Below are 25,878 nucleotides of genomic sequence, written 5' to 3' on the forward strand. Positions count from 1 at the left end.
CCGGCCCGATCCCAGCCTTTGCCGCACCCCGCTGGCGGTCACCTCAGTCAAGAGGAATCTAGATGAACCAGGAACTTGCCACCAATCCGCTGAACCCGCTGGCACAGCCGCGGCAGTTCAACGAAATCAAGATCTCGCTGGCCTCGCCCGAAGAAATTCTGGCCTGGTCCTATGGCGAGGTGAAGAAGCCCGAAACCATCAACTACCGCACGTTCAAGCCCGAGCGTGACGGGCTGTTCTGCGCGCGCATCTTCGGTCCGATCAAGGACTACGAATGCCTGTGCGGCAAATACAAGCGCATGAAGTATCGCGGCCTCGTCTGCGAGAAATGCGGTGTCGAGGTGACGCTGCAGAAGGTCCGGCGCGAGCGCATGGGCCATATCGAACTGGCCGCGCCGGTCGCCCATATCTGGTTCCTCAAGTCGCTGCCCTCGCGCATCGGCCTGATGCTGGACATGACGCTGCGCGATCTGGAGCGGATCCTCTATTTCGAAAACTACGTCGTCATCGAACCCGGCCTGACCGACCTGACCTATGGTCAGCTGATGTCGGAAGAAGAGTTCATGGACGCGCAGGACCAGTTCGGCGCCGACGCCTTCCAGGCCGATATCGGGGCCGAGGCGATCCGCGCCATGCTGGCCAATATCGATCTGGACGCCACCGCCGAGCAGCTTCGCGAGGAGCTGAAGGAGGCCACGGGCGAGCTGAAGCCGAAGAAGATCATCAAGCGGCTGAAGATCGTCGAAAGCTTCCTCGAATCCGGCAACCGTCCGGAATGGATGGTGATGACGGTGATCCCGGTCATCCCGCCGGAACTGCGCCCGCTGGTGCCGCTGGATGGCGGCCGCTTTGCGACCTCGGACCTGAACGACCTGTATCGCCGGGTCATCAACCGCAACAACCGCCTCAAGCGGCTGATCGAGCTGCGCGCGCCCGACATCATCGTGCGCAACGAAAAGCGGATGCTGCAGGAATCGGTCGACGCGCTGTTCGACAACGGCCGTCGTGGCCGCGTGATCACGGGCAACAACCGTCGCCCGCTGAAATCGCTGTCCGACATGCTGAAGGGCAAGCAGGGCCGCTTCCGGCAGAACCTGCTGGGCAAGCGGGTCGACTTCTCGGGCCGGTCGGTCATCGTGACCGGGCCGGAACTGAAGCTGCACCAGTGCGGCCTGCCGAAGAAGATGGCGCTCGAACTGTTCAAGCCGTTCATCTATTCGCGCCTCGACGCCAAGGGTTATTCGACCACCGTCAAGCAGTCCAAGAAGCTGGTCGAAAAGGAACGCCCCGAGGTCTGGGACATCCTGGACGAGGTCATTCGCGAGCATCCGGTTCTGCTGAACCGGGCGCCGACGCTGCACCGTCTGGGCATTCAGGCGTTCGAGCCGATCCTGATCGAGGGCAAGGCGATCCAGCTTCACCCGCTGGTCTGCTCGGCCTTCAACGCCGACTTCGACGGCGACCAGATGGCCGTTCACGTCCCGCTGTCGCTGGAAGCGCAGCTGGAAGCGCGCGTCCTGATGATGTCGACCAACAACGTGCTGTCGCCGGCGAACGGCTCGCCGATCATCGTGCCGTCTCAGGACATGGTTCTGGGGCTGTACTACACCACGATGATGCGTGACGGCATGGTGGGCGAGGGCATGTCCTTCGCCAGCGTCGACGAGGTCGAGCACGCCCTTGCCGCCGGCGAGGTGCATCTGCACGCCAAGGTCACCGCCCGTCTCAAGCAGGTGGATGATGACGGCAAGGAGATCACCCAGCGTTTCGAGACCACGCCGGGCCGCGTCCGGCTGGGCGCGCTGCTGCCGCTGAACAGCAAGGCACCGTTCGAGCTGGTGAACCGCCTGCTGCGCAAGAAGGACGTGCAGCACGTCATCGACACGGTGTATCGTTATTGCGGCCAGAAAGAGGCGGTGATCTTCAGCGACAAGATCATGGGTCTCGGCTTCCGCGAGGCGTTCCGCGCCGGCATCTCGTTCGGCAAGAACGACATGGTGATCCCCGACAACAAGTGGGACATCGTGGGCCGCGTCGAGGATCAGGTGAAAGAGTTCGAACAGCAGTATCTGGACGGCCTCATCACCCAGGGCGAGAAGTACAACAAGGTCGTGGACGCCTGGTCGAAGTGCAACGACGAGGTGACGACGGCGATGATGGACACCATCTCGGCGCGCAAATTCGTCGACGGTGCCGAGCAGGAACCGAACAGCGTCTACATGATGGCGCACTCCGGTGCTCGTGGCTCGGTCACGCAGATGAAGCAGCTGGGCGGGATGCGCGGTCTGATGGCCAAGCCGAATGGCGAGATCATCGAGACGCCGATCATCTCGAACTTCAAGGAAGGTCTGACCGTTCTTGAATACTTCAACTCGACCCACGGGGCGCGGAAAGGTCTGTCGGATACGGCGCTCAAGACCGCGAACTCTGGCTATCTGACGCGGCGTCTGGTGGACGTGGCGCAGGACTGCATCGTGCGGGAATATGATTGCGGCACCGAACAGGCGATCACCGCCACCGCCGCGGTCAATGACGGCGAGATCATCGCCCCGCTGAGCGAGCGCATCCTGGGCCGCACCGCGGCCGAGGACGTGCTGGTTCCCGGCACGGACGAGGTCATCCTGCGCAGCGGCGAGCTGATCGGCGAGCGCAAGGCGGACGAGATCGAAACCGCCGGCGTGCAGACCGTTCGCATCCGCTCGGCTCTGACCTGCGAAAGCGACGACGGGGTCTGCGCGATGTGCTATGGTCGCGATCTGGCCCGTGGCACGCTGGTCAATATCGGCGAGGCTGTCGGCATCATCGCCGCGCAGTCCATCGGCGAACCCGGCACCCAGCTGACGATGCGGACCTTCCACATCGGCGGCGTGGCGCAGGGCGGTCAGCAGAGCTTCATCGCCGCGAACCAGGAAGGCACCGTTGCCTTTGAAAACGAGGCGCTGATCGTGAACGAGGCGGGCGAGCAGATCGTCATGTCCCGCAACATGGTCGTGATCCTGCTGAACCGTCAGAACGAGCCGGTGGCGACGCACAAGCTGTTCTATGGCTCGAAGCTGATGGTGAAGGCGGGCGAAGAGGTCACGCGCGGACAGAAGCTGTTCGAATGGGACCCCTACACCCTGCCGATCATCGCCGAAAAGCCGGGCATCGCCAAATTCGTTGATCTGGTGGCGGGCATTTCCGTCCGGGACGAGACCGACGACGCGACCGGGATGACGCAGAAGATCGTGACCGACTGGCGCTCGACGCCGAAGGGTGGCGATCTGAAGCCGGAGATCCTGATCATGGGCGCCGATGGCGAGCCGGTCCGGAACGACCAGGGCAACCCGGTCATCTATCCGATGTCGGTGGATGCGGTTCTGTCGATCGAGGACGGGCAAGAGATCAAGGCAGGCGACGTGGTCGCGCGGATCCCGCGCGAGGGTGCGCGCACCAAGGACATCACCGGGGGTCTTCCCCGCGTGGCCGAACTGTTCGAGGCGCGCCGTCCCAAGGATCACGCCATCATCGCCGAGATTGACGGCTATGTCCGCTTTGGCAAGGACTACAAGAACAAGCGTCGCATCTCGATCGAGCCGGCAGCGGAAGGTGTCGATCCGGTCGAATACATGGTGCCGAAAGGCAAGCACATCCCGGTGCAGGAAGGCGACTTCGTGCAGAAGGGTGAGTATATCATGGACGGCAACCCGGCCCCGCATGACATCCTGCGGATCATGGGGATCGAGGCGCTCGCCGATTATCTGATCGACGAGGTTCAGGACGTCTATCGTCTGCAAGGCGTGAAGATCAACGACAAGCACATCGAGGTGATCGTTCGCCAGATGCTGCAGAAGATCGAGATCCTCGACAGCGGCGACACCACGCTGCTGAAGGGCGAGCATGTCGAGCGTGACGAGTTCGAGGAAGAGAACGCCAAGATCACCGCCAAGGGCGGCCGCCCCGCCACGGGCGAGCCGGTCCTGCTGGGGATCACCAAGGCATCGCTGCAGACCCGCAGCTTCATCAGCGCCGCCTCCTTCCAGGAGACGACGCGCGTGCTGACCGAGGCCGCCGTTCAGGGCAAGCGCGACAAGCTCGTGGGCCTGAAGGAAAACGTCATCGTCGGCCGGCTGATCCCAGCGGGCACCGGCGGGGCGACGATGCGGATGCGCAAGATCGCGTCGGACCGCGACGCCGAGGTGATCGAGTCGCGCCGGGCCGAGGCGGAGGCGGCAGCCGCCGCGCTCGAGCCGCCGGCCCCGACCGAGGCCGCCGAGCCGGCACCGGTCCCGTCGGACGAGTGATCGCCAACACGAAATCGAAAGGGGCCGGGCCGCAATGCCCGGCCCTTTTCATGCCGACACGACGGCACCGCTCTGGTTGACTGCGGCATTGAAACGCAGCCCTGCCATGCCTAAATCTGGGCCATGCAGGGGGTCCGTGCCGCCAAAACTTGGGTCGCGCACCCTCGGGCTTGAAAGGAAGAAGATGACCGAACTTACTCATTCGCATCCCGTGCTGCCGCTGCGTGATATCGTGGCGTTCCCGCATATGGTCGTGCCGCTGTTCGTCGGTCGCGACAAATCCGTGCGCGCGCTCGAAGCGGTCATGGCGGCGGATCGTCCGATCCTGCTGGCGACGCAGAAGGACGCCTCGGTCGATGAACCGGTGGCGGACGGAATCTATCGCATCGGCGTCCTCGCCAATGTGCTGCAACTGCTGAAACTGCCGGACGGCACCGTGAAGGTGCTGGTCGAGGGGCAGCGCCGCGTGCAGATCACCCGTTTCCTTGACAATGCCGATTACTTCGAGGCCGAAGCCACCCCGCTTCTGGAAGAAGAGGGCGATGCCGACACCGTCGCCGCGCTGACCAACACGGTCGCCGAAGAATTCGAGAAATACGTCAAGGTTCGCAAGAACATTCCCGACGAAGTCGTTGCCACCGTGGCCGAAACCACGGATGCCGACCGGCTGTCCGATCTGGTCGCCGGCCATCTGGGCATCGACATCGTCCGCAAGCAGGACCTGCTGGAAACGCTGGTCGTGGCCGAGCGTCTGGAAAAGGTCTATGGCCTGATGCAGGGCGAAATGTCCGTGCTGCAGGTCGAGAAGAAGATCAAGTCGCGCGTCAAGACCCAGATGGAGAAGACGCAGCGCGAGTACTATCTGAATGAGCAGATGAAGGCCATTCAGAAGGAACTCGGCGACGGCGACGAAGGCGGCAACGAGCTGGCCGAGCTGGAAGAGCGCATTGCCGCCACCAAGTTCAGCAAGGAAGCCCGCGAAAAGGCCGAGAGCGAACTGAAAAAGCTGAAGTCGATGTCGCCGATGTCGGCGGAGGCCACGGTCAGCCGCAACTATCTCGACTGGCTGCTGGCGCTGCCCTGGGGCGTCAAGTCGCGCACCCGCAAGGATCTGACCAAGGCCGAGCAGGTGCTGGACGAGGATCACTATGGCCTCGAAAAGGTCAAGGAACGCATCGTCGAGTATCTTGCGGTGCAAAGCCGCTCGGCCAAGCTGAAGGGGCCGATCCTCAGCCTCGTCGGTCCTCCGGGCGTGGGCAAGACCTCGCTGGGGCGCTCGCTGGCGCGTGCAACGGGTCGGGAGTTCATCCGCATCTCGCTGGGCGGGGTGCGCGACGAATCCGAGATCCGCGGCCACCGCCGGACCTATATCGGCTCGATGCCCGGCAAGATCATCCAGGCGCTGAAAAAGGCCAAGACGACCAACCCGCTGATCCTGCTCGATGAAATCGACAAGATGGGGCAGGATTTCCGCGGCGACCCGGCCAGTGCGATGCTCGAGGTGCTGGACCCAGAACAGAACTCGACCTTCGTGGACCACTATCTCGAGGTGGAATACGACCTGTCGAACGTCATGTTCGTGACCACGGCCAACAGCTATAACATGCCCGGCCCGCTGCTCGACCGGATGGAGATCATTCCGCTCGCCGGCTATACCGAGGATGAAAAGCGCGAGATCGCGCGCCGCCACCTGCTGCCCAAGCAGATCAAGGCGAACGGTCTGCGCAAGGGTGAATTCAGCGTCACCGACGAGGCGTTGAACCACGTCATCCGCTATTACACCCGCGAAGCCGGGGTGCGGAGCCTGGAACGCGAGATCGCCAAGCTGGCACGGAAGGCCGTGACCGACATCCTGAAGGGCAAGACGAAATCCGTCGAGGTCGATGCGGCCAAGGCCGAGGAGTATCTGGGCGTGCGTCGTCACCGCTTTGGTCTTGCCGAGGCCGAGGATCAGGTCGGCGTCGTGACCGGGCTTGCCTGGACACAGGTCGGCGGCGATCTGCTGCAGATCGAGGCGCTGAAGCTGCCCGGCAAGGGTCGCATGAAGACGACCGGCAAGCTGGGTGACGTGATGAAGGAATCGATCGACGCGGCCTCCAGCTTCGTTCGGTCGATCGCGCCGGAACTGGGCATTCGTCCGCCCGAGTTCGAAAAGCGCGACATCCACGTCCACGTCCCCGAAGGGGCCACGCCCAAGGACGGCCCCTCGGCCGGTCTGGCGATGGTGACCTCGGTCGTGTCGGTGATGACGGGCATTCCGGTCCGCAAGGACGTCGCCATGACCGGCGAGGTCACGCTGCGCGGCAATGCGCTCGCCATTGGCGGGCTCAAGGAAAAGCTGCTCGCGGCGCTGCGCGGGGGGATCAAGACCGTCCTGATCCCGGCCGACAATGAAAAGGATCTGACCGAGATCCCGGCCAATGTGAAGGAAGGGATGGAGATCATCCCCGTCACCAACGTCCGCGAGGTGCTGAAGCACGCGCTGGCCCGGATGCCCGAGGCTGTCGAGTGGGACGAGGCCGCCGAAGAGGCAGCCGAAGCCGCCCGCCAGGCCGCGGCGCGCAAGGACGATCTGGGCACCGGCCGCACCGCCCACTGACCAGTGACACCACCGGGCGCAGGCATGACCTGCGCCCGGTTTTTGATTTCGGACGGCTGTTTTTCCCCGCGAAAACCTCTTGCACATAGGGGTTTCCGCGGCTATCTAGCCGCTCACGGGTGATTAGCTCAGCGGTAGAGCGCTTCGTTCACATCGAAGATGTCAGCGGTTCAAATCCGTTATCACCCACCATGATTTCAAAAGGCGTCGCAGATCTGCGGCGCCTTTTTTTATCGGACGGGGTCGCGGTAGTCGTGGCTGATTCCGCGCCAGTCGCGGATGCGCCATTGGCCGGGGCCGATGCGGGTGACGGCGGCGGAGTCGAGCGGCACCTTGCCGTGCCCGCCGGGCAGGTCGAGCACATAGCTGGGGATCGCCACCCCCGACAGATGCCCGCGCAGCGCGGCGATGATCGCCAGCCCCTCGTCGATGCTGGTGCGGAAATGGCTGGTGCCGCGGGCGAGGTCGCAGTGGTGCAGGTAATAGGGCGTGACCCGCAACGCAGTCAGGGCGCGGAACAGGCGCGCCAGCACGTCGGGATCGTCGTTGACGCCGCGCAGCAGCACGCTCTGCGACAGCAGCGCGACGCCATGATCGGCAAGCCGGGCGATGGCGGCGCCGGCCTGCGGCGTCAGCTCATCGGGGTGGTTGGTGTGGATCACCAGATAGACGGCGGCGCGGCGGCGCAGCAGGGGCGCAAGGGATGCGATGCGGTCGGGCGAGACGACCGGCACGCGGCTGTGCAGGCGGATGACCTCGACATGCGGGATCGCGTCCAGCCGGTCCAGCACCGCGCCCAGACGGCGCGGCGAGAGGGTCAGGGGGTCGCCGCCGGTCAGGATGATCTCGCGCAGCGCGGGGGTGGCGGCGATATGGGCCAGCACCGCGTCGAGCTGCGGCTGGGGCAGGGGACCGGCGGCGCCCACCACCTCGCGCCGGAAGCAGAACCGGCAATAGACATCGCAGGTCTGGGTCAGATGCAGGATCGCGCGGTCGGGATAGCGATGCGTCAGCCCCGGCACCGGGCTGTGGGCGGCGTCGCCGATGGGGTCGGCGAGCTCTTCGGGGCGGATCGTCAGCTCTTGCGGGTCGGGCACGAATTGACGCGCGATGCCGGGGGCGGGCGACTGCATGGTGGGGGTGATGCGGATGCGGAACTCTGCCGCGACGGTGTCCAGATCGGGCGCATCAGCTGCCTGCGCAAGCCCCGCCGACACCAGATCCGCGACGCTGGTCAGCGCCCGCGACGGGCCGGCCGTCGGCTGCGAAGGCTTGCCGGACATGGGTGGTGCGATCAGTTCAGCGCGATCTGGCTGGTGTAATAGCCGTCCTGAAACTCGCCGAACAGCTCGGCCAGTTCGGGATGCTCGATCGGCTCGCCAGAGCGGTCGGCGACCAGATTCTGCTCGGACACATAGGCGACGTAATAGGTCGCCTCGGTCTCGGCATAGAGGTGATAGAAGGGCTGGTCGCGATCCGGACGGCTGTCCTCGGGGATCGATTCATACCATTCCTCGGTATTGGCGAATTCGGGATCGACGTCGAACACCACCCCGCGAAACGGGTGCAGCCGATGCCGGACGACCTGGCCGATCGTGTATTTCGCCGTTCTCGTTTGCATGTCGAACCGATGTGTCATTGGCAGTTTCTACGCCAGATTTCGCGAACTGTCCATGAACAGATCGGCCCCGCAAGTCAAGCCGGACGTCAGCTTTCGGTTAAGGCGACACTGGCAGGGCCGGGCGGCGGGGCGGGGTCCGGGGACGCGGCCTCGCCTGCATCGACGACGACATGCGCCTCGGCCTCGTCCTCATCCTCGAGCGCGGGTGGGGCCTCGCCGGCGAGGAAATTGCCGAATTTCTCAAGCCCCGGAATGTGATCGGCCAGCACCTTCATCACCACCAGGATCGGCACCGCGACGATCATCCCCAGCACCGACCACAGCCAGGCCCACATCGCCACCGTGACGAACACAACCACGGTGTTCAGTTGCAAACGGCGCGAGACGAAATAGGGCGTGATCAGCTGCCCTTCCAGCGAGGTCAGCGCGAAATAGGTCAGGGCGACCATCAGATGGGTGTAGAAATCGGGGAAGGTCAGCAGCGCCACGATGAAGGCCGCGGCAATCCCCGCGACCGAGCCGAGATAGGGGATGAAGTTCACGATGAACGCCCCCACCCCCACAGGATCGGCTGCGGCATCCCCCAGAACCACATCGCCAGCCCGACGCAGACGCCCAGCCCGGCATTGATGATGGTGATCGAGCCGAGATAGGAGCCGATGGCGGCCTCGATCTCGCGCAGCGCCATATAGGCGGCGCGTTTCTCGCTGAGCGTGTCGAAGCTTTGCACGATCTTCAGATACATCAGATCGCCGGACGCGAGCAGGAAGAACAGCAGGAACAGGGTAAAGATGATCTGGCTGGCGACTGACGGCCCCGCCGCCATCAGCGATTGCAGGGTCGAGGGCGTGTCGTTCTTGACCTCGACCTTGATCGGCTGATCCTCGGCCGCTTGGGTGGCGGCACTGGGCGCGATCAGGTCGGCAGCCGCCCCGGTCGCGGCCTCGGGCGGGGCTTCGGTCGGGGTGTCGACGGTGGTGACCTCATCGAGCCGCGCGGCGGCGCGTTCCAGCGGGGCCACGCTTTCGCGCAGTTCCTGCACCCGCTGTTCCAGCCGGGCCGAAATGCTGGAGCCGTTGTCGATGATGTCGCTGACCGGGCCCGAGATGAAATAGCCCAGCACCACGACAAGCGCGACCAGCCCCAGCGTCACCATCCCGGCCGAGGCGGTGGCGTTCACGCCGAACCGCCCCATCATGCGCCGGAAGGGGACGAAGACGAAGAACAGCAGCAGCGCCAGCGAGACCGGCATCAGGAAATCCCGCGCCTCGGTGACGAAATAGAACAGGATCATCAGGAAGATGCCGACCACAGCCCAACGCGGGACCGGCGCCGCGCGGACGCCTTCCTCGCCCCGGAACGATGGGAACCGATGCTGCGGCGTGTAGCGGGTGGGGGGCGGCATGGACGACTCCGGCAGGGGGGCTGCATGACAACGCATCAGGCGGCGTTGCAGGTTCCGCTGCCGGGTCGATTAAGGCTGCATGGGCGGCGACCCCCGCGTCAGAGCGGGTGGTCGCCGGTCGAATCGATGATGCGGGTGGGCAGGCCCATCTGGCCCAGCAGTTCCAGAAACGGGCGGGCGGGCAGGTCTTCGACATTGACCATGCGCTTGACGTCCCATTCGCCCCGCGCGATCAGCACCGCCGCCGCGACCGGCGGGACGCCCGCGGTATAGCTGATGCCCTGGCTGCCGACCTCGGCAAAGGCGTCCTCGTGGTCCGAGACGTTGTAGATGAAGACCTCGCCCGGCTTGCCGTCGCGGCTGCCCTTGACCAGATCGCCGATGCAGGTCTTGCCGGTATAACCGGGCGCGAGGCTGGCCGGGTCGGGCAGCACCGCCTTGACGACCTTCAGCGGCACGACCTCGTCGCCTTCGGCGGTGGTGACCGGCTGTTCGGACAGAAGCCCCAGCGATTTCAACACGGTGAACACGTTGATGTAATGCTCGCCAAAGCCCATCCAGAAGCGCACATCGGCGTCCTTGTAGCGTTGGGCCAGCGAATGCACCTCGTCATGGCCGGAAAGATAGGCGGTCTGCTTGCCGACCACCGGCAGATCCCACTCTCGCCCGACCTCGAACATGCGGTTTTCGGTCCACTCGCCGCCCTGCCAGGCATAGACGGTGCCGGTGAACTCGCGGAAGTTGATCTCGGGGTCGAAATTGGTGGCGAAATAGCGGCCGTGGCTGCCGGCGTTGATGTCGACGATGTCGATGCTGTCGATCCTGTCGAAATACTCATCCTCGGCCAGCCTCGCATAGGCGTTGACCACGCCGGGATCGAAGCCCGCGCCCAGGATCGCGGTCATCCCGGCCTTCTCGACATCCTCGCGGCGCTTCCATTCGTAATTCGCATACCAGGGCGGCGTCTCGCAGATCTTGTCGGGGTCTTCATGGATCGCGGTGTCGATATAGGCGCAGCCGGTGTCGATGCAGCCTTGCAGCACCGTCATGTTGATGAAGGCCGAGCCGACATTGATGCAGATCCCGGCGTCGATCTGGCGGATCAGATCGGCAACGGCTTGGCTGTCCATCGCGTCCAGCGTGTGGCTTGTCACCTCGACGTCGAGACCCTTGTCGCGCAGGGTCTCGATGATCGCATCGGCCTTGGACCGGGTGCGCGAGGCGATGTGGATCGCGCCGAATTCATCGGCCCATTGCGCGACCTTGTGCGCCGTGACCTGAGCGACGCCGCCGGCGCCGATGATGAGAACGTTCTTTTTCAACATTTCCCCCTTCGGTGTCAGGACAGGCTGTCCCGATAGTCGTCATAAGTGAAGCTGCGGACGAGGCGGATCGTTCCGTCCTCGTCGCGAATGGCGATAGACGGCATGTTCACGCCGTTGAACCAGTTTTTCTTGACCATGGTATAGCCGGCGGCGTCCGCGATGCTGATCCGGTCGCCGATCGTCAGCGGTTTGGGGAAGCGCCCCTCGCCGAAAATGTCGCCGGCGAGGCAGGTCTTGCCGGCGATCTGATAGGCGTGCGCGCCGGTCTGCGGCAGCTTGGCTGTCTCGCGATAGATCAGCAGATCCAGCATATGCGCCTCGATGCTGCTGTCGACGATGGCGATCTGCTTGCCGACGTCGAGGATGTCCAGCACGCTGACCTCAAGCGTGGCGGTCCCGGTGATCGAGGCCTCGCCCGGTTCCAGATAGACCTGCCCGCCCAAGCGGTCGCTGAACGCCTTGAGCCGGTCGGCGAGGCGGTCCAGCGGATAGCCCTCGCCGGTGAAGTGGATGCCGCCGCCCAGCGAGACCCAGTCGAGTTGCTTCAGAAAGGCGCCAAAATCACCCTCGATCCGGTCGAGCTGGGTCGAGAACAGGTCGAAATCGCTGTTCTCGCAGTTGTAATGGATCATCACCCCGTCGATCCGGTCGCGTGCCGCGGACAGCCGGTCCATGTCCCACTCTCCCAGGCGCGAGAAGGGCCGCGCCGGGTCGGCCAGATCAAACCCCGAGGTCGAGAAGCGGGGATTGAGACGCAGCCCGCGCCCGATATGCGCCGCGCGCTCACCGAACCGGTCGAGCTGGCTCAGCGAGTTGAAGATGATCTTGTCGGCGTAACCGATGGCCTCGTCGATCTCGTGATCGGCCCAGGCGACGGAATAGGCATGGGTCTCCTTGCCGAATTTCTCGCGCCCCAGCCGCAATTCGTAAAGCGAGGACGAAGTGGTGCCGTCCATATAGTCGCGCATCAGGTCAAACACGGACCACGTGGCAAAGCATTTCAGCGCCAGCAGCGCCTTGGCGCCCGACATCTCGCGCAGACGGGCGACGGTTTCCATGTTCCGGCGCAGCGCGGCCATGTCCATCAGATAATAGGGCGTCTGTATCGTCATGGCTTCCCCGAACGGCGATCAAGGGAAGCGGTATAGGCATTTCCCCGCCGCTTCGCAAGGAAGCCCGCAGGCAGGCCACGCCCGAACCGTCCGCCCGGGCCCGGGCAGTCAGCTTGGCCGGGGCGCGTCGGTGGGCACGGTAAAGGCCAGATAGTTCCGCTCTCCCTCGCGGAAATAGATCAGCGACTGGGTGAGATGGCCGATCAGATACCAGCCGAACCCGCCCTCGGGGTAGTCCTGCGGATCGGGGGCGGGCGCGCGCAGGCAGAGGCGCGGCAGCAGCCCGCCATCGTCGCTGACCGAGCAGACCAGCCCCTGCGGCTGGACCACGACGCCCAGGTGGATAAAGGGCGCCGGCCCCGCGCCCATGCCGCGCCCGTGCTGGGTGACGTTGTTCAGCAGTTCCGCCAGCACCAGCTCGGTCCGGCCCAGATGTTCGGGGCTGGTGGCACGGGCCAGGGCGGTGGTCATCGCCTGCAGCACCTCGCGCACCAGACGCGGGCGGGCGACGAAGCTGCGGTTGAAGGCTGCGGGCAGGGGAGAGGGATGGCTGGTCAGGGTCACCGGGCACCGGTCCTTGTCTGCGATCATGGCTGCGCCCCGAAACCGGCGTCGATGATGTCAAAGATCTGGTCCATGCGGGTCAGGCGAAACACCCGCGTCACATTGGGCGTCAAGCCGCGAAGCCGCATCCGACGCCCCTCGGGCAGGGCCTTGCGCAGGGCGATCACCGCGCCCAGGCCAGAACTGTCCAGAAACTCGACCTCGGACAGGTCGAGAATCGCATCGGGACCGGGGGCCGCCAGATGCGGCCGGACCAGATCCTTGAACTCGCCCGCGATGACCGCATCCAGACGCTTTTCCAGCATCCGGATGACGACCAGCCCGTCTTCATCTTCGACTGTCAGGTTCATTTCGCCCTCGTTACAATTGACCCTGCTCGCTTCTCTAGCGCACATTCCTTACCACCCCTTTAACGGCAGAGGCGAAGCGTGCAGACGGTCATCCTTCCCGCCCGCGCCGGGCCGATCCACGCGCGGCTCGCGGACGGGCTGCTGCGCGCGACGGGCATCCCCTATGCGCAGGCCGGGCGCTGGCAGCCGCCCAGGCCGCTGCCGCCCGGCCCGATCGACGCCCGCCACCCGGCGCCGGCCTGCCCGCAGCTTGCGGTCGAGCGGCTGGACGCGATCATGCCCCACCCGTTCCGGGGGCTGAGCTTCAGCGAGGACTGTCTGCATCTGTCGGTCACAGCCCCGCCGCAGGCGCAGGCCGCGCCGGTCATGGTCTGGCTGCATGGCGGCAGCTACGAATCGGCGGCGGGGGATATGGCGGTGTTCGACCCTGCCGCCCTGGTGCGCGAGCAGGGGGTCGTGGTGGTGGCGGCGACGCATCGGCTGGGGCTGCTGGGGTGGCTGGCGCATGACGGGCGGCCCGCCAATCTGGGGGCGCTGGACGTCATCGCGGCGCTGGCGTGGATCGCGGGGAACATCGCCGCATTCGGTGGCGATCCGCAGCGGGTGACGCTGTTCGGGCAATCCTCGGGCGGCGATCTGATCGCGCGTTTGCTGACCGCGACGGCGGCGCGGGGGCTGTTTCATCGCGCCATCATCCAAAGTGCGCCGGTGCATCTGGGCCTGCGCAACACGGCGATGAAGCCTGTCATGCGCCGCAAGGCCGCCGGGCTGGCCCATGACGCGCCGCTGCCTGCGATCCTGTCGCGGCAGGCGCGCATCCGCCGCGCGGTGCGGCGGTTCGGGCTGGCCGGGCAGATGCCCTTTGGCCCCGAATTCGGCGCCGCGCCCTTTCCGCCCGAAGCGGACCTGCCCCGCGCCCATGCCGAGGCCGCGCCGGGACTGCCCCTGCTGATCGGCCATGTCCGGGCCGAGGCGCAGCTGTTCCTGCCGCCGCAGCCGCGACCCGCCATCGAGCCGCTGCGGCGCGGGATGGTGCGGCTGCTGACCCGCCGCCTTTATGCGCGGCCGGCGCGGCAGTTCGCGGCGCATCACCACGCCGCGGGCGGCGCGGTCGGGCGCTATGTGATCGACTGGGGCGCGGGGCCGTGGGGCGGGACGCATCTGGCCGAGCTGCCGCTGCTGTTTCCCGGTCCGGACTGGCTGCAGACGCCCCTGCTGCCGGTGGGGATGGATCTGGACCGGCTGACCGCGCTCGGCGCGCCCTTGCGGCGGATCTGGGCCGAGTTCGCGCGGACCGGCCAGCCGCAACCGCAGCGCATCGGCGGGGTGCTCCGGCTGGTGACGGGCGCACAGGCGGGGCAGGCCATGCCACCGCGCAAGCGCTGAACGCAAAAACCCGCGCCGGGGCGCGGGTTTTCGATAGGTTGGGCCATGATGGCCCTCAAGGGGCAGCCGATCAGGCGGCAGCCTTGGCCTTTTCCACGATCGCGCCGAAGGCTTCGGGCTCGTGCACGGCCAGATCGGCCAGAACCTTGCGGTCGACCTCGATCCCGGCCTTGGACAGCGCGTTGATGAAGCGCGAATAGGTCATGTCGGCGTCGATGGCGCGGACAGCGGCGTTGATCCGCTGAATCCACAGCGCGCGGAAATTGCGCTTGCGATTCTTGCGGTCGCGGGTGGCGTACTGGTTCGCCTTGTCGACCGCCTGGGTGGCGGTGCGGAAGTTGCGCGAACGGTTGCCGTAATAGCCCTTGGCAGCTTCAAGGACCTTCTTGTGGCGGGCGTGGGTGACCTTGCCAGATTTAACTCGTGCCATGTCTCAGTCCTCGGATCAGCGGTTATAGGGCATGTATTTCTTGACGATCTTGGCATCCGCGTCACAAAGGATCGTGGTGCCGCGCGCATCGCGAATGAACTTCGTGCTGCGCTTGATCATGCCGTGTCGCTTGCCGGCCTGGCCGGCCTTGACCTTGCCGGTCGCCGTGAACGAGAACCGCTTTTTTGCGGCCGCTTTGGTCTTCATCTTCGGCATTTTACTCTCCTTGTCAGAGGTTTACGCGCGACTCGGCAATGCCAGAAGGGCCGGCCGCGCGGCTTTGAAGTCGCCCCAATAAGGCGGTTGGGCGCAAAAGGCAAGCCGGATCAGGGCAGAACCCGGTCCATCGCCTGCGGGATGCGGTCGAAACCGACGCTGCCGGGTTCCACCCACGCGGCGAGCGCCAGCGACAATATCCCCGCCACCAGCAGGATCGCCGCCCCGCGCGGCGCCCGCGTCATCAGGACCGAGACGATTGCCGCAACCAGCGACAGCGCGCACAGCGCGACACCCAGCAAAAGAAGAAAGTCGCTCATTCAGTCCATCCTGTCGCGAAGCGTTCGATTATGCGGGGCAAGGGTTATTCCGGGTCCACGCGGTTGATCAAGCGCTCATCGCAGGTGGCGACGCGCAGGATGTTGGTCGTGCCGGGGATGTTGAAGGGCACGCCGGCGGTGATGACGATCTGCTGCGTCTTGTCGGCAAAGCCGAAATCGCGGGCCACGCGGGCGGCGCTGATGACCGCCTCGCGGAAGCGGGTCAGCGGGTCGGTCAGCACGCAATGGGTGCCCCAGGTCAGGCACAGCCGGCGCAGGACGCGCATCTCGGGCGACATGGCGATGATCGGCGTGCGCGGGCGCTCGCGGGCGACAAGGCCCACGGTGGTGCCCGACTGCGTGTGGGCGCAGATGGCGGCGATGTCGGTCGTCTCGGCGATTTCGCGGGCGGCGGCGACGATGCCATCTGCGACCGAGGTGCGGTCGGCCTTGCGCGACGCCTCGATCACCTCGCGATAGGTGGGGTCGCTTTCGACGGACCGGGCGACGCTGTCCATCGTTCTGACCGCGTCGATGGGATAATGCCCGGCGGCCGATTCCGCCGAGAGCATCACCGCATCCGCGCCCTCATAGATCGCGTTGGCCACGTCCGAGACCTCGGCCCGGGTGGGCATCGGGCTTTCGATCATCGATTCCAGCATCTGGGTCGCGACGATCACCGGCTTGGCGGCGGCCCGGCACTGGCGGACCAGGCGTTTCTGGATCGGCGGCACCGACTGCACCGGCAGTTCCACGCCCAGATCGCCCCGCGCCACCATGATCCCGTCCGAGGCGGCGAGGATTTCGGCAAAGGCGCGCACGGCGGCGGGCTTTTCGATCTTGGACAGAATCGCGGCGCGGCCGCGTGCCAGCTCGCGCGCCTCGGTCACGTCAGCGGCGCGCTGCACGAAGGACAGCGCCAGCCAGTCGACACCCAGTTCGCAGGCGAATTCCAGATCGTCGCGGTCCTTTTCCGACAAGGCGGCCAGCGGCAGCACGACGTCGGGCACGTTCACGCCCTTGCGGTCCGAGATGGTGCCGCCCACGGTCACGGTGCAGTCGGCGAAATCGCTGCCGCAGCGTTCGACCTTCAGGCGGATCTTGCCGTCATTGACGAGCAACTCGCTGCCGGGTTCAAGCGCGGCGAAGATCTCGGGGTGGGGCAGTTGCACGCGCGTCCCATCGCCCGGCGCGGGGTCGAGGTCAAAGCGGAACGCCTGCCCGTCTTCCAGATCATGCGCGCCCGAGCCGAACTGCCCGACCCGCAATTTCGGCCCCTGAAGATCGGCGAGGATGGCGATGGGGCGGTCCAGCTCCGCCTCGATCCGGCGGATGATGTCGTGGCGTTCGCGGTGGTCGGCATGATCGCCATGGCTCATGTTCAGGCGGAACACATCGGCCCCGGCCTCGAACAGGGCGCGGATGGTGGCCTCGTCCGATGACGCCGGTCCCAGCGTCGCCACGATCTTGATATTGCGGTGGCGTCTCATATCGGTGTCCCTGCCTGCGTCAAGAATGTTTGTGCCGAAGAATGTCTGCGTCACGAATGTTTGCGCCATCATGGCGGAATTGTCCCCGCCCTACAACTGGAACAGGCAAAGGTTTTGACGTATTCCAACGGCATGAAGGACGAAAGCCGCTTGCCCCCGACCCCCTATGCCGACGCGTTCTGGACCGATGGCGAGACGCGCGACAATCGCTGGCTGATCACCTGCGACCATGCCACCAACCGCGTGCCGGAATGGGTCGGCGGCGGCAGCCTGGGCATCGCGCCCGAGGATATGGCCCGCCACATCGCCTATGATGTCGGCGCCGCCGGGGTGGCGCGGCATCTGGGCGCGGCGATGGGCGCGACCGTCATTGGTTCTGACTTCTCGCGTCTGGTGATCGACCCGAACCGGGGCGAGGATGACCCGACGCTGCTGATGCGGCTGTATGACGGGACGGTGATCCCCGCCAACCGCGACGCCGACGCGGCCGAGCGTGAGCGGCGGCTGACGGCGCTGCACCGGCCCTATCACGCCGCCATCGAGGCGCTGGCCGGCACCCGTCCCGACCGCGCCATCTGCGCGATCCACAGCTTTACCCCGCAGCTTCGCGGCCGCATGGCCCGCCCGTGGGAGGTCGCGGTCCTGTATTCCCTCGACGACCAGATCCTGTCGCCCCTGCTGATCGAGCGCTGCCGCAGCCACGGCTGGGTCACCGGCGACAACCAGCCCTATATCGGCCATCTGGCGGGCGATTCCATCGACCGCCACGCCCTGTCCAAGGGCCGCCCCAACGTGCTGATCGAGGTCCGCAACGACCTGATCCGCGACGATGCCGGGCAAAAGCTGTGGGCCGGGCGGCTGGCGATGGTGCTGGACGGGTTGCTCGAGGAAGCGGGGCTTTAGCGAGCGACCCTTACGCCCGCATCACGACGGCTCGCCGCGCCGGAACGGACCCCAGTCGCGCAGGACGGCGATCTGTTCCTCCATCGCCTCGCCCTCGCGGTCCAGATAATCGGCCACCGCACCGTGAAAGCCCGGATCGGCGAGCCAGTGCAGCGAGTGGGTGGCGACCGGCAGATAGCCCCGCGCCAGCTTGTGCTCGCCCTGCGCCCCGGCCTCGACCCGCGACAGGCCATGCGCGATCGCGAAGTCGATGGCTTGGTGATAGCACAGCTCGAAATGCAGGAAGGGGTGATCCTCGATGGCGCCCCAATAGCGGCCATAGATCGCCTGGGGCCCGATCAGGTTCAGGGCGCCGGCGATGGGCTGGCCATCGCGTTCGGCCAGCACCAGCAGGCAGTCGTCGCGCATGGTCTGGTGCAGCAGGTCAAAGAATGCGCGGGTCAGATAGGGCCGGCCCCATTTCCGCGCCCCGGTGTCCTGGTAAAACCGCCAGAAGGCGTCCCAATGCGCGGGCAGGATCTCGTCGCCGCGCAATTGCCGGATGGTCCCGCCAAAGCCTTGCGCCCGGGCGCGTTCCTTGCGCAGATCCTTGCGTTTGCGCGAAGAAAGCTGCGCGAGGAAATCGTCATAGCTGGCGTAGCCGTCATTCAGCCAGTGGAATTGCTGGCTCTTGCGCGCCAGAAAGCCTGCGGCCTCGCCATCCGCGACCTCGTCCGGCTCGCAGAATGTGACATGCGCGCCCGACAGCCCGTTCTGGCGGCAGATCTGCATCATCGCCGCCAGCAGGGCGCGACGAACCTCGGGCTCGGGCGCGATCAGGCGCGGCCCGGTGACGGGCGTGAAGGGGACGGCGCATTGCAGTTTCGGATAATAGCGCCCGCCCGCCCGCTGGAAGGCGTCGGCCCAGGCGTGGTCAAAGATGTATTCGCCCTGGCTGTTGGTCTTGGCATAGCAGGGCGCGACGCCGCGCAGCACCTCGCCCTGACGCGCGCAAAGATGCGCCGGCTGCCAGCCCGTATCCTTGCCGACCGAGCCGGACTGTTCCAGCGCCAGCAGGAAACGATGCGTGGTAAAGGGGTTGCGTCCCGCCCCGGTCGCGTCCCAGTCGGCGGCGGGAATGTCCGCCAGCCCGTCGTGGATGGTGACCGTCAGGCTCATCCCGACACCAGCCGCAAGACCAGCGGCGCCAGCACCGCCGTCAGCACCGCGTTCAGCCCCATGCCGATCCCGGCAAAGGCGCCCGCAGTCTCGTTCACCTGAAAGGCGCGGGCGGTGCCGATGCCATGCGCGGCGACACCAAGCGCAAAGCCGCGCGCCCGCCAGTCCTTGATCCGCAGCAGGTTAAGCACCGGCGTCGCCACCACCGCGCCGAAGATCCCGGTCAGCAGCACCAGCACGGCGGTCAGCGTCGGCTGCCCGCCAAGCGCCTCGGCAATGCCGATGGCGACGGGCGCGGTGGTCGATTTCGGCGCCAGCGAGGCCAGCTGGTCGTGGTTCAGCCCGAAGGCGCGCCCGATCAGCAGGGCCGAGACCACCGCCGTCAGCGACCCCGCCACCAGCGCCGCCAGCACCGGCAGCAGCGCCTGCCGCACCCGGCTGAGATTGTCGTAAAGCGGCAGCCCTAGACAGACCGTCGCCGGGCCCAGCATGAAATGCACGAACTGCGCGCCGTCGAAATACGTCGGATAGCTCGTCCCGCTCAGCGCAAGGACGGTGCCGAGGATGATGACCGCGATCAGCACCGGATTGGCGAGGCTGCTGCGCCCCGAGGCGCGAAACAGCCTGTCGCCCAGCCAGTACGCCGCCAGCGTGGCAGTCAGCCACAACAGCGGCTGGCTGGCCAGATAGGACCAGATCAGCGCGGCATCGGCGACGCTAGTCGGCATGATCGACCCCGGCCTCGCGCAAATCCTCGGCAACCGTCACGCCGCCGATCATGCGCTTGACGGCGACAAAGACCGCCGCGCCGACCCCGATGGCCAACACGGTCGAGATCGTCACCGCCAGCGCCAGCCCCACCCCATGCTGCGCCAGCGTCGGCAGATGCGCGATGACACCCACGCCCGCGGGCACGAAGAACAGCGACAGATGCCCCAGCAGGCTGTTGGCGGCCGGCCGCAGGATCTCGGCCAAGGCGGGCCAGATCAGGCAGCCCGCGACCAGCAGGATCAGCCCGACCACCGGGCCGGGCAGGGGCAAGCCGATGCTGTGCGAGGCAATCTCGCCCAATAGCTGCAGGATCAGGATAAGGGTCAGGGCAGGGATCATGGACCGGAACCTAGGCGCGATCCGCCGGCCTGACCAGAGGGGGCGGCATCGCGTTTTTGCGAAAACTGTTGCAGGCGGCGGCTGAGGGTGCGGGCATGACGCGCGCCTGACCGCCCGCGCCGCACCCATTGTAGAAGGCGGCCCGAAACGGCCCAGATCTTGCGGTAATGGTTGACTTGTCGCGCTGCCGCCCGGAAAATCGCGCCGCAGGCAGGACCGCATCCGGGGCAGCGCGTGAAATTTGACCGACTCAGGCTGAACGGCTTCAAATCCTTTGTCGATCCGACGGATCTGGTGATCCGCGAGGGGCTGACCGGCGTCGTCGGCCCCAATGGCTGCGGCAAGTCCAACCTGCTCGAGGCGCTGCGCTGGGTCATGGGCGAGAACCGCCCCACCGCCATGCGCGGCGAGGGGATGGAGGATGTGATCTTCGCCGGCACCTCGCGGCGCGGTGCCCGCGCCCATGCCGAGGTGACGCTGACCATCGACAACCGCGAAAGGCTGGCGCCGGCCTCGGTCAATGACGCCGACGGTATCGACATCGTGCGGCGGATCACCCGCGACGCCGGCTCGGCCTATCGGATCAACGGCAAGGATGCGCGGGCGCGCGATGTGCAGATGCTGTTCGCGGATGCCTCGACAGGGGCGCATTCGCCGGCGCTGGTGCGTCAGGGGCAGATCTCGGAACTGATCAACGCGCGGCCGAAATCGCGTCGTCGGATTCTGGAAGAGGCGGCGGGGATATCCGGCCTCTACGCCCGCCGGCACGAAGCCGAGTTGAAGCTGAACAGCGCCGAGGCCAACCTGTCCCGCGTCGACGATACGCTGGACCAGCTGGCGACGCAGGCGGCGGCCCTTACCCGTCAGGCCCGCGCCGCCGCCCGCTATCGCGAGATCGGCGCCTCCCTGCGCGAGGCCGAGGCGCTGGCTCTCTATCGCCGCTGGGCCGAGGCTGACGCGGCCAGCCGGGCCGCCGCCGAAGCCCTGGCCGCCGCGACATCCGCCGCCGCCGGTGCCGAGGCCGCCGCCCGCCGCGCCGCCGCCACCCGCGAGGCCGCCGAGGCCGCGCTGCCCCCGCTGCGGGACGAGGAGCAGATCGCCGCCGCCCTGTCCTCGCGCACGACCGTCGAACGCGAGGCGCTGCAGGCCGCCGAGGCACGGGCCGAGGCCGAGGCGACGGCCCTTGCAGCCCGCATCGCCCAGCTTGACCGCGACCTCGACCGAGAGGATCAGTTGAACCGCGACGCCGCCCAGATGGTGCAGCGTCTCGCGGCGGAACAGCAGGCGCTGGAACAGGCCGCTGAGGGGTATGAGGCGCGGCTTTCTGCCGCCCAAGCCGCCGCGACCGAAGCCGCCGAGGCGCTGCTGCAGATCGAAGAGCGGCTGCGGACGCTCAGCGCGGATCAGGCGCGGCTGACCGCGCAGGCGCAATCGGCGCAGCGGCTGGCGGCGGATCTGACCGCGCAGCGCGACCGCGCCGAACGCGCCGCGGCGCAAGCGGCCGGGGCGGCCGAGGCCGCCGACCGCGCCGGGCAGGCCGCCGAACAGGCCCTTGCCGCCGCCGAGGCCGCGCAGGCCGACGCCTCGGCCCGCGCCGCGGCCGCCGAGGCGCGGCTGGCGCAAGCCGAAACCGCGCGCACCGCCGCCGAGGGGGCCGAGGCCAGGGCCCGCAGCTTGCGCGCGCAGGCCGAGGGCGAGGCGCGGGCGCTGCAGGCCGAACTCGCGGCGCTGGAAAAGATGGTGGCGCGGGGGCTGGCGGATGATGCTGGGCTGCTGTCGCAGATCAGCGTGGCCAAGGGATACGAGGCCGCGCTGGGCGCAGCTTGCGGCGACGACCTGTCGCTGCCGCTGGCCGATGACGGTTCTGGCTGGGCGACATTGCCCGGATATGACGCGACCGCGCCCTTGCCCGAGGGTGCAGAGCCGCTGGCCCCGCAGGTCAGGGCGCCGGATGCGCTGGCCCGGCGGCTGTCGCAGATCGGCGTTGCGCCCGATGCGGCTGCGGCGCAGGCCATGCAACCCGCGCTGCGTCCGGGGCAATGCGCGGTGACACTCGATGGCGGGCTGTGGCGCTGGGACGGCATCTGCGCAGCGCCCGGCGATGCGGCCTCGGCCGCCGCGCGGCATCTGGCGCAGGTCAACCGCCTGACCGAGATGCGGGTGCTGGCCGAGGCGACCGGGCAGCAGGCGGCCCAAGCCATCGCCGCCCATGACACCGCCCGCGCAACCCTGACCGAGGCCGCATCCGCCGAACGGTCCGCGCGCGAGGCCGGACGAGAGGCCGAACGCGCGCTCTCCGACGCCGCCCGCCAGTCCACCCGCGCCGAAAGCGAGCTGTCCCTCGCCCACGCCCGCGCCGACTCTGCCCGCGCGGAACTGGCCCGTCACCGCGAGGATGCGGGCGACGCCTCCGCAAGGCTGGCCGAGGCGCAGGCGGCGCTGTCGGCGCTGCCCGACGGCGCGGCGCTGGCCGCCGCTGTCGAGGCGGCCAAGACCGGCGTCGAGGCGGCGCGGGTCGCCACCATGTCACGCCGCGCGGCGCAGGATGAGCTGCAGCGCGACGCCACCGCCCGCAACCGCCGCCTGCAAGAGATCGCGCGCGAGGAACAGGGCTGGTCGCAGCGACTCGTGCAGGCCGGCGCGCGCGCCGCCGAACTGACCGCCCGCCGCGATGCCAGCCGTCGAGAGCTGGACGCGGCGGCTTCCCGGCCCGCCGAACTCGCCGCCGAACGCGACCGCCTGCACAAGGCCGAGGCCGAGGCCAATGCCCGCCAGTCGCGGGTCCGCGCCGCGCTGGCCGCTGCCGAAGCCAGCCTGCGCGACGCCGCCACGGCCGAGCGTGACGCCGAACGCGCCGCCTCGGACGCGCGCGAGGGTCGCGCCGCCGCTGCCGCCCGCGCCGACGCCGCCCGCGCGCAGGAAGCCGCCGCGCAGGAGCGGATTCAGGACGAGATCGGCGCCACCCCGCAGGCATTGCGCGAGGCCATCGGCGACAGCGCGCCGGACCTGACCGCCGACGCGCTGGACGCCAGGATCGCGCGGCTGCGCGCCAGCCGCGACGCGCTGGGCGCCGTCAACCTGCGCGCCGACGAGGACAAGCGCGCGCTGGAGGCCGAGCGCGAGACGCTGGCGACCGAGAAAGCCGATCTGGAAACCGCCATCCGCAAGCTGCGCGCCGGCATCGGCAGCCTGAACCGCGAGGGGCGCGAGCGGCTGCTGGCCGCCTTCGACACCGTAAACGCCAACTTCGCCACGCTGTTCACGCATCTGTTCGGCGGCGGCGAGGCGCGGCTGGTGCTGGTCGAATCGGACGATCCGCTGGAAGCCGGGCTGGAAATCATGTGCCAGCCGCCGGGCAAGAAGCTGGCCACCCTGTCGCTGCTGTCGGGGGGCGAACAGACGCTGACCGCGCTGGCGCTGATCTTTGCCGTCTTCCTCGCCAATCCGGCCCCGATCTGCGTGCTGGACGAGGTCGACGCACCGCTCGACGACGCCAATGTCAGCCGCTTCTGCGACCTGCTGGACGAGATGACCCGGCGCACGGACACGCGCTTTCTGATCATCACCCACCACGCCGTGACCATGTCGCGCATGGACCGGCTGTTCGGCGTGACCATGGTCGAACAGGGGGTCAGTCAGTTGGTCAGCGTGGATCTGAAACGGGCCGAGCAGTTGGTGGCGTGAGGGGATCGGGGCGAATCCGTAAACGCGCAAAGCAGGTCGCGCGGTGACGCTGATAACGCCGCTTTCACCCTCGAAACCACATGAGAAACGCCGGCTAACCGCCGGAAGACGCAGCCAGATAGGGGAATCGACAAATTCGGATGATTGGAGCGGGTGAAGGGAATCGAACCCTCGTCGTAAGCTTGGGAAGCTTCTGCTCTACCATTGAGCTACACCCGCGACCCGTTTCCGCTATCGCAGCCGGGCGGCGGCGTCAAGTCTTAGCGCAGCCCCATCTCGGCCAGTTCGGCGGCCAGCGCCGGGGGCAGCGCGTCGTCGGTGTCGCGGCCGGGGGGCAGGTCGGGGGGCGCGTCCTCGGGCGCCAGATAGCGCCAGCCCTGAAATGGGCGCCGAGGCGCGGCGGCGGTGCGAATCAGCGTCTTGTCGAGCAGCAGCGCGCAGCGGCGGATGTTGTCCTCGCCGATCCGCTCTTCCAGCCCCAGCACCAGTTGCCGGGCCAGGATGGTGCCGCGAAACACCCAATAGATCGAGCCGCCGGCCAGCAGCTCGGCCTCTCGCCGGGGCCACATGCGAGTGACATGGCTGACCTGCCCGGCGCAGAAGCGCTTGCTTTGCCAGCCCGACAGATCGTCGGGGCTGTCCGCGCCGACACAGAGCTTCACAAGATTGACGTGCTTGATCATGAAGTCGATATAGGCGACGGCGACGCCTCGCAAAAGGGGCCGCAGGCGGGGGGATGGCGGATGACGGCACGAAAGCAGCTGATCTGGTGGGGCGCGGTCGGGGTGGCCCTGCTGCTGGCCCTGTGGCTGCTGGGGCAGGCGATCCTGCCCTTCGTCATCGGGGCGGGCATCGCTTATCTGCTGGACCCGCTGGCCGACCGGCTGGAACGCGCGGGCCTTAGCCGCACGCTGGCCGTCGTTGCGATCACGCTGGCGGCGGTGCTGGCCTTTGCGGCCTTCGTGCTGTTCATCGCGCCCATCGTGATCCGCCAGACCGTGCAACTGGTCGAGGCGCTGCCCGGCATGATCGCGCGGCTGCAGATCGGTCTGACGCAGCGCTTTCCGGGGATTCTGGCCGAACACGGGCCGCTGGATCAAGGGCTGCGCGATCTGGCCTCGATGATCGGGGACAAGGGCGGCAAGCTGCTGGGGTCGGTGCTGAACTCGGTTGCGAGCGTTGTCGGCGTGCTGGCGCTGCTGGTGATCGTGCCGGTGGTGGCGTTCTACCTGCTGCTCGACTGGGATCATCTGGTGGCGCGGGTTGACGCGCTGCTGCCCCGCGCCCACGCGCCGGTGATCCGCCACCTCGCGCGCGAGATCGACCGGACGCTGTCGGGCTTTGTGCGCGGGCAGGGGACGGTGATGCTGATCCAGGGCAGCTTCTATTCGCTGGGGCTGATGGCGGTGGGGCTGCCCTATGGGCTGGCCATCGGCATGGGCGCGGCGCTGCTGGGGATCATCCCCTATGTCGGCACGGTGATCGGCGGGGCGACGGCGCTGGGCGTGGCGATGTACAGCTTCTGGAACGATCCGATCTGGATCGCGGTGGTCGCGGCGATCTTCGTCGTCGGGCAGGTGGTCGAGGGCAATTACCTGCAGCCCCGCATCGTCGGTAACCATGTCGGGCTGCATCCGGTCTGGCTGCTGCTGGCGCTGTCGGTCTTTGGCGCGCTGTTCGGCTTTGTCGGGCTGATCATCGCGGTGCCGCTGGCGGCGGCGCTGGGGGTGCTGGTCCGGTTCGCGACGCAGCGCTATGTGGAAAGCCCACTTTATACCGGGCGCGATCCGGCGCAGGGATTGCCAGAGCCGATCCTGGTCGAACTGGCCGCGCCCGGCACGCTGCTGGCCCGGCGCGCGCCGCCGGTGGTGGCTGCGGTCGGCCCCGCCGCGCCCGATGCAGACCGCCCGCTGGACCGCTAG

Annotated in this window: 20 protein-coding genes, 2 tRNA genes and 1 pseudogene; 7 read left to right on the top strand and 16 right to left on the bottom strand. The window is 67.3% G+C overall.

What is annotated here, in order from left to right; translation table 11 throughout:
* Window positions 1–62 precede the first annotated feature (62 nt).
* The 3 genes from rpoC to CYR75_RS02140 all read left to right on the top strand — a co-directional run bounded on the left by rpoC (window position 63) and on the right by CYR75_RS02140 (window position 7,074).
* The gene (rpoC, locus tag CYR75_RS02130) at window positions 63–4,283 is read left to right on the top strand and encodes a DNA-directed RNA polymerase subunit beta' (protein ID WP_101498634.1); all 4,221 of its coding nucleotides are present in this window, start codon (window positions 63–65) and stop codon (window positions 4,281–4,283) included.
* Window positions 4,284–4,467: 184 nt separating this feature from the next.
* A complete protein-coding gene (gene lon / locus CYR75_RS02135) occupies window positions 4,468–6,882 on the top strand; it encodes an endopeptidase La (RefSeq protein ID WP_101498635.1) in 2,415 nt (804 codons plus the stop codon).
* 117 nt (window positions 6,883–6,999) lie between these two features.
* Window positions 7,000–7,074: transfer RNA gene (locus CYR75_RS02140), tRNA-Val, on the top strand.
* 38 nt (window positions 7,075–7,112) lie between these two features.
* Here CYR75_RS02140 and CYR75_RS02145 read toward each other — a convergent pair.
* The 7 genes and pseudogenes from CYR75_RS02145 to CYR75_RS02175 all read right to left on the bottom strand — a co-directional run bounded on the left by CYR75_RS02145 (window position 7,113) and on the right by CYR75_RS02175 (window position 13,259).
* The gene (locus CYR75_RS02145; protein WP_101498636.1) at window positions 7,113–8,165 is read right to left on the bottom strand and encodes a lysine-2,3-aminomutase-like protein; all 1,053 of its coding nucleotides are present in this window, start codon (window positions 8,163–8,165) and stop codon (window positions 7,113–7,115) included.
* 11 nt (window positions 8,166–8,176) lie between these two features.
* Window positions 8,177–8,503: a heat shock protein HspQ gene (gene hspQ, locus CYR75_RS02150; protein ID WP_101498637.1), complete on the bottom strand. Its 327-nt coding sequence runs from the start codon at window positions 8,501–8,503 to the stop codon at window positions 8,177–8,179.
* A gap of 86 nt (window positions 8,504–8,589) precedes the next feature.
* Window positions 8,590–9,944 (bottom strand): annotated as a pseudogene (locus CYR75_RS16725) (AI-2E family transporter).
* 62 nt (window positions 9,945–10,006) lie between these two features.
* On the bottom strand, window positions 10,007–11,230 hold the full coding sequence (locus CYR75_RS02160; RefSeq protein ID WP_101500819.1) for a saccharopine dehydrogenase family protein: 1,224 nt from the start codon (window positions 11,228–11,230) through the stop codon (window positions 10,007–10,009).
* 17 nt (window positions 11,231–11,247) lie between these two features.
* Window positions 11,248–12,345 (bottom strand): carboxynorspermidine decarboxylase, encoded by a 1,098-nt coding sequence (locus CYR75_RS02165; protein WP_101498638.1) that lies wholly within the window; start codon window positions 12,343–12,345, stop codon window positions 11,248–11,250.
* A gap of 108 nt (window positions 12,346–12,453) precedes the next feature.
* Window positions 12,454–12,936: an ATP-binding protein gene (locus tag CYR75_RS02170; protein ID WP_101498639.1), complete on the bottom strand. Its 483-nt coding sequence runs from the start codon at window positions 12,934–12,936 to the stop codon at window positions 12,454–12,456.
* Window positions 12,933–13,259 carry an STAS domain-containing protein gene (locus CYR75_RS02175; RefSeq protein ID WP_101498640.1) on the bottom strand — a complete coding sequence of 109 codons (327 nt, stop codon included), beginning with the start codon at window positions 13,257–13,259 and terminating at the stop codon, window positions 12,933–12,935. Before CYR75_RS02175 ends, CYR75_RS02170 begins: the two co-directional genes overlap by 4 nt.
* Window positions 13,260–13,337: 78 nt before the next feature.
* On the opposite strand from CYR75_RS02175, the gene CYR75_RS02180 reads away from it, so the two are divergent.
* Entirely contained in the window at window positions 13,338–14,645 is a 1,308-nt protein-coding gene (locus CYR75_RS02180) for a carboxylesterase family protein (RefSeq protein WP_101498641.1), read from the top strand.
* 70 nt (window positions 14,646–14,715) lie between these two features.
* On the opposite strand, the gene rplT is transcribed toward CYR75_RS02180, so the two are convergent.
* From rplT to pyk, 4 genes are all read right to left on the bottom strand, one after another.
* Window positions 14,716–15,075, bottom strand: coding sequence for a 50S ribosomal protein L20 (rplT, locus tag CYR75_RS02185; protein ID WP_101498642.1), 360 nt, complete (start codon window positions 15,073–15,075; stop codon window positions 14,716–14,718).
* A gap of 15 nt (window positions 15,076–15,090) precedes the next feature.
* Complete coding sequence (gene rpmI / locus CYR75_RS02190) at window positions 15,091–15,291, bottom strand: 50S ribosomal protein L35 (protein ID WP_101498643.1); 201 nt, start codon at window positions 15,289–15,291, stop codon at window positions 15,091–15,093.
* 110 nt (window positions 15,292–15,401) lie between these two features.
* On the bottom strand, window positions 15,402–15,611 hold the full coding sequence (locus tag CYR75_RS02195; protein ID WP_101498644.1) for a hypothetical protein: 210 nt from the start codon (window positions 15,609–15,611) through the stop codon (window positions 15,402–15,404).
* Window positions 15,612–15,655: 44 nt separating this feature from the next.
* Complete coding sequence (gene pyk, locus CYR75_RS02200; protein ID WP_101498645.1) at window positions 15,656–17,101, bottom strand: pyruvate kinase; 1,446 nt, start codon at window positions 17,099–17,101, stop codon at window positions 15,656–15,658.
* A 132-nt stretch (window positions 17,102–17,233) separates the two neighbouring features.
* Between pyk and CYR75_RS02205 the strand changes: the two genes are divergently transcribed.
* Complete coding sequence (locus tag CYR75_RS02205; RefSeq protein ID WP_101498646.1) at window positions 17,234–18,004, top strand: N-formylglutamate amidohydrolase; 771 nt, start codon at window positions 17,234–17,236, stop codon at window positions 18,002–18,004.
* 21 nt (window positions 18,005–18,025) lie between these two features.
* Here CYR75_RS02205 and CYR75_RS02210 read toward each other — a convergent pair whose 3' ends face one another.
* From CYR75_RS02210 to CYR75_RS02220, 3 genes are read right to left on the bottom strand one after another with little or no spacing between them, the layout of a single operon-like run.
* A complete protein-coding gene (locus tag CYR75_RS02210) occupies window positions 18,026–19,162 on the bottom strand; it encodes a GNAT family N-acetyltransferase (RefSeq protein ID WP_101498647.1) in 1,137 nt (378 codons plus the stop codon).
* Window positions 19,159–19,890, bottom strand: coding sequence for an LrgB family protein (locus CYR75_RS02215; RefSeq protein ID WP_101498648.1), 732 nt, complete (start codon window positions 19,888–19,890; stop codon window positions 19,159–19,161). The genes CYR75_RS02210 and CYR75_RS02215 overlap by 4 nt, the downstream gene beginning before the upstream one ends.
* Window positions 19,880–20,272, bottom strand: coding sequence for a CidA/LrgA family protein (locus CYR75_RS02220; RefSeq protein WP_101498649.1), 393 nt, complete (start codon window positions 20,270–20,272; stop codon window positions 19,880–19,882). The genes CYR75_RS02215 and CYR75_RS02220 overlap by 11 nt, the downstream gene beginning before the upstream one ends.
* 234 nt (window positions 20,273–20,506) lie before the next feature.
* Between CYR75_RS02220 and CYR75_RS02225 the strand changes: the two genes are divergently transcribed.
* On the top strand, window positions 20,507–23,956 hold the full coding sequence (locus CYR75_RS02225; RefSeq protein ID WP_101498650.1) for a chromosome segregation SMC family protein: 3,450 nt from the start codon (window positions 20,507–20,509) through the stop codon (window positions 23,954–23,956).
* 145 nt (window positions 23,957–24,101) lie between these two features.
* Here CYR75_RS02225 and CYR75_RS02230 read toward each other — a convergent pair.
* Together CYR75_RS02230 and CYR75_RS02235 are read right to left on the bottom strand one after the other, a co-directional pair.
* Window positions 24,102–24,175, bottom strand: a tRNA-Gly gene (locus CYR75_RS02230).
* A 41-nt stretch (window positions 24,176–24,216) separates the two neighbouring features.
* A complete protein-coding gene (locus CYR75_RS02235) occupies window positions 24,217–24,639 on the bottom strand; it encodes a DUF1489 family protein (RefSeq protein ID WP_101500820.1) in 423 nt (140 codons plus the stop codon).
* Here CYR75_RS02235 and CYR75_RS02240 point away from each other — a divergent pair.
* Complete coding sequence (locus CYR75_RS02240; protein WP_225972800.1) at window positions 24,628–25,878, top strand: AI-2E family transporter; 1,251 nt, start codon at window positions 24,628–24,630, stop codon at window positions 25,876–25,878. The two genes, CYR75_RS02235 and CYR75_RS02240, sit on opposite strands and share 12 nt — an antisense overlap.

It is taken from the genome of Paracoccus jeotgali, from assembly GCF_002865605.1.
GTDB lineage: Bacteria > Pseudomonadota > Alphaproteobacteria > Rhodobacterales > Rhodobacteraceae > Paracoccus > Paracoccus jeotgali.